Source organism: Streptomyces axinellae (assembly GCF_039532135.1).
Lineage (GTDB): Bacteria > Actinomycetota > Actinomycetes > Streptomycetales > Streptomycetaceae > Streptomyces > Streptomyces axinellae.
The window spans coordinates 1-4066 of record NZ_BAAARJ010000052.1 but is presented as its reverse complement, the minus strand read 5'-3'; the positions used below and the strand labels follow the sequence as shown (position 1 = coordinate 4066).

Annotated in this window: 1 protein-coding gene; it reads left to right on the top strand. The window is 71.2% G+C overall.

Annotated elements, in window-relative coordinates:
• The coding region (locus ABD339_RS33325; protein ID WP_344570919.1) for an SDR family NAD(P)-dependent oxidoreductase at positions 1 to 4066 on the top strand (4066 nt) is incomplete at both ends.

Genomic DNA, 4066 nt, shown 5'->3' with positions numbered 1-4066 from the left:
GCCCACACCCACGGACACACCCCCACCACCTGGACCACCACCCCAACCCCCAACCACCACACCCACACCCACACCCACACACCCCACCTCCCCACCTACCCCTTCCAACACCACCCCTACTGGCTCGCTCCGCAGCGCGGCGGTAGCGCGGATGTGGCCTCGGCGGGGCTGGATACCTCGGATCACCCGCTCCTCGGCGCGGCCGTCCAACTCCTCGGCGGGGGGGTCCTCTTCACAGGGCGCATCTCCCTCGTCGATCACCCGTGGCTCGGCGACCACGCGGTGTACGGGCAACCGTTGCTCCCGGGTGCCGCCTTCGCCGAACTGGCGTTGTACGCGGGTGACCGTATGGGGTGTGGTCACCTCGAAGAGCTGACGCTGCACGCGCCGTTGCCGCTGTCGGAGCGGGTTGCCGTGCAGCTCCAGGTCGTTGTCGGGCCGTCCGAGGGGGCGGAGGGCGGTCGGCGGGCCCTGAGCGTCCGGTCCCGGCCGAGTGCCGACCGTAGCGCCGGGGCCGGGACCGGTGACGACGGCGACCTCGGCAGCCACTGGGGTTCCGACGGGGACTGGACGCAGCACGCCACCGGAACCCTCGTCTCCGAGGCGCCGGCCGCCGCAGCCGCCACCGCTTCGTTCGCCGAGTGGCCTCCGGCGGGAGCCGCGCGCCTCGATACGGAGGAGCTGTACGACACGCTGGCAGCGCGTGGGCTCGACTACGGTCCGGCCTTTCAGGGGCTCGGCGCCGCGTGGCGGGTCGGCGACGCCATATACGCGGAGGTCGCCCTCCCGGAGGACCCGGACACCCTCGGGACCGGCGGTACGAGCGGTACCGGCGGAACCGAGGGGCACGTGCTGCACCCCGCGCTGCTCGACGCCGCGCTGCACACGCTCTTCCTCAGCCCGCAGCACGCGCCCGCGGCGGGAACGACCGGGAATGGCGAGGGCGACGAGGCGGCCGACACCGTACCTCTGCCGTTCTCCTGGTCGGGGGTGACGCTGCGAGCGACCGGCGCTGCGGCGCTGCGAGTCCGCCTCACTCCGGCCGGGATCGCGCCCGGCCTGTCGCCCACTGGCGACGAGGGGACGGGCGCGGTGTCGCTGGAGTTGGCCGATGTCGAGGGCCGCCCCGTCGCGGCAGTCGAGACGCTGACCACCCGCCCCCTCACCCGCGACCAGCTCGTACGCTCCGCCGGCCGTCGCCAGGACACCCTCTTCGACCTGACGTGGCCGCTGCTGGACGCGTCGGACGACGGTGCCGGGCCCGCGTCCAAGGCCACGACCGAGCCGAAGGCAGGAACGGCAGCCGCAGCGGCGGGACAGCTGACACCGGCTGTCGTCGTCCTCGGCCCCGGGGTACTCGGTGGGGAGAGCGATGACGACCCCGACTCCGACCTCGACTCAGACTTCGACTCCGACTTCGACTTCGGCGCCTGCGGTGTCGCCGATCTGACCTCCTTGCGGGAATCCTTCGAGGGCGAGGATGAGGGTGAAGGCGACCGCGAGGGCGAGGGCGGCCGGTCTCGTCCGGAGGTCGTCGTGGTGCCGTTCGTCACGGCCGCCCAGGCGGACAACCCGGACGGCGGTGGCCCGGCCGCCGCGACCCGGCGCGCGACGACCCAGCTGCTCGCGCTGCTCCAGGAGTGGCTCAGCGACGACCGTTGCGCGGACATCCGACTGGTCATCCTGACACGTGGCGCGGTGGCCACCGAGTCCGGCGAGCGGATCCGCGATCTCGTGGGGGCCGCGCTGTGGGGGTTCGTCCGCAGTGCACAGACGGAGCACCCCGGACGTTTCCACATCATCGACCACGACGGTTCGGATGCGTCCCGCGCCGCGCTCCTTCATGCCGTGGCGACGGGTGAGCCACAGCTCGCGCTACGGGATGGCGCCGTGCGCGTGCCCCGGTTGCGCGCGTCCGAGGTCACAGTCGCGTCCGCCGTGCCCGCTGTGTCCGCTGTGTCCGCTGTGTCCGCTGTGTCCGAGGGGGGCGGCGGCGCCGCCGGCGTCCCGTCCACGCTGGATCCGGACGGGACCGTGCTGATCACGGGTGGTACCGGCACCCTGGGCGGACTGCTCGCCCGTCACCTGGTGGCCGAGCACGGGGTACGCCACCTCCTGCTCACCAGCCGACGCGGACCCGACGCCCCTGGCGCCACGGAACTCGCGGCCGAACTCACCACAGCAGGCGCCCACGTCACCATCACCGCCTGCGACACCACCGACCGCCAAACCCTCGCCACCCTCCTGGCCACCATCCCCGACCAACACCCCCTCACCGCAGTCATCCACACCGCCGGAGTTCTGGACGACGGTGTGCTCACCGCGCTGACTCCCGAGCGGATCGACGCGGTGATGCGGCCCAAGGTGGACGCCGCCTGGAACCTGCACGAGCTGACCGCCGGCACCGACCTGTCCGCCTTCGTCCTCTACTCCTCCGCCGCCGGAGTCCTGGGCAACCCGGGGCAGGCCAACTACGCCGCCGCCAACACCTTCCTCGACGCCCTCGCCCACCACCGCCACACCCAAGGACTCCCCGCCACCTCCCTCGCCTGGGGACTCTGGGAACAGACCAGCGGACTCACCAGCCACCTGGACCACACCGACCAGGCACGTCTCGCCCGCAACGGGCTGAGCCCCCTCACGGCCGCCGACGGCATGGCCGCCTGGGACACCGCGGTCCGCACCAGCACACCCGCGTACACCGCCGCGCACTTGCACCTCCCCGCGCTCCGCGCCCAGGCGGAGGCGGGCACCCTCTCGCCCGTTCTGCGCGGTCTCGTCCGCACCCCGCTGCGCCGAAGCACCCCTGCCCGGGATCGCTCGAACGCGCCATGGGCCGAGCGCTTGGCGGGACTGGAGCGGGACGAGCAGCGTCAGCTGCTGCTCGATCTGGTGCGTACGCATGTCGCGGCCGTCCTGGGACACACGCGGGCAGCGAATGGGGCGGACGAACGCCCCTTCAAAGACCTGGGTTTCGATTCCTTGACGGCGGTGGAGCTGCGCAACCGCCTCAACACCGCAACCGGCCTGCGCCTGACCGCCACCCTCGTCTTCGACCACCCCACCCCCGCCGCACTGGCCACCCACCTCCACACCCAACTCACCGGCAACACCGGCCCCCGGAAAGCGACGCTCATCCCGAGAACCACCGCGCCCCACGACGAGCCCATCGCGATCGTCGGGATGGCCTGCCGCTACCCCGGCGGAGTCGCCTCACCCGATGACCTGTGGCAACTCGTCTCCGAAGGACGCGAAGGCATCAGCAGCTTCCCCCAAGAACGCGGCTGGGACCTGGACACCCTCTACCACCCCGACCCCGAACACCCCGGAACCAGCTACACCCAACACGGCGGCTTCCTCCACAACGCCCACCACTTCGACCCCGACTTCTTCGGCATGAGCCCCCGAGAAGCCCTCGCCACCGACCCACAACAACGACTCCTTCTGGAGACCACCTGGGAAGCCCTGGAAAACGCCGGCATCCTCCCCACCACCCTCCGCGGCACCCGAACCGGCGTCTACACCGGAACCATGTACAGCGACTACGGCGCCCGACTCAGCCACCACATCCCCCAAGAACTGGAGGGATACATCGGCAACGGCAGCAGCGCAGGCGTCGTCTCCGGACGCATCGCCTACACCTACGGCCTCGAAGGACCCGCCGTAACCATCGACACCGCCTGCTCCTCCTCCCTCGTCGCCCTCCACATGGCCGCCCAAGCCCTACGCAGCGGCGAATGCGACATGGCCCTCGCCGGCGGCGCCACCGTCATGGCAACACCCGCCACCTTCATCGAATTCAGCAGACAACGCGGACTCTCCACAGACGGCCGCTGCAAATCCTTCGCAGCAACAGCCGACGGAACCGGATTCTCCGAAGGCGTCGGCCTGCTGATAATCGAACGCCTCTCCGACGCCCAAGCCCAAGGACACCCCGTACTGGCCGTCCTACGCGGCTCAGCCATCAACCAGGACGGCGCCAGCAACGGCCTCACCGCACCCAACGGACCCTCCCAACAACGCGTCATCCACGACGCCCTCACCGCAGCCGGACTCGAACCCACCG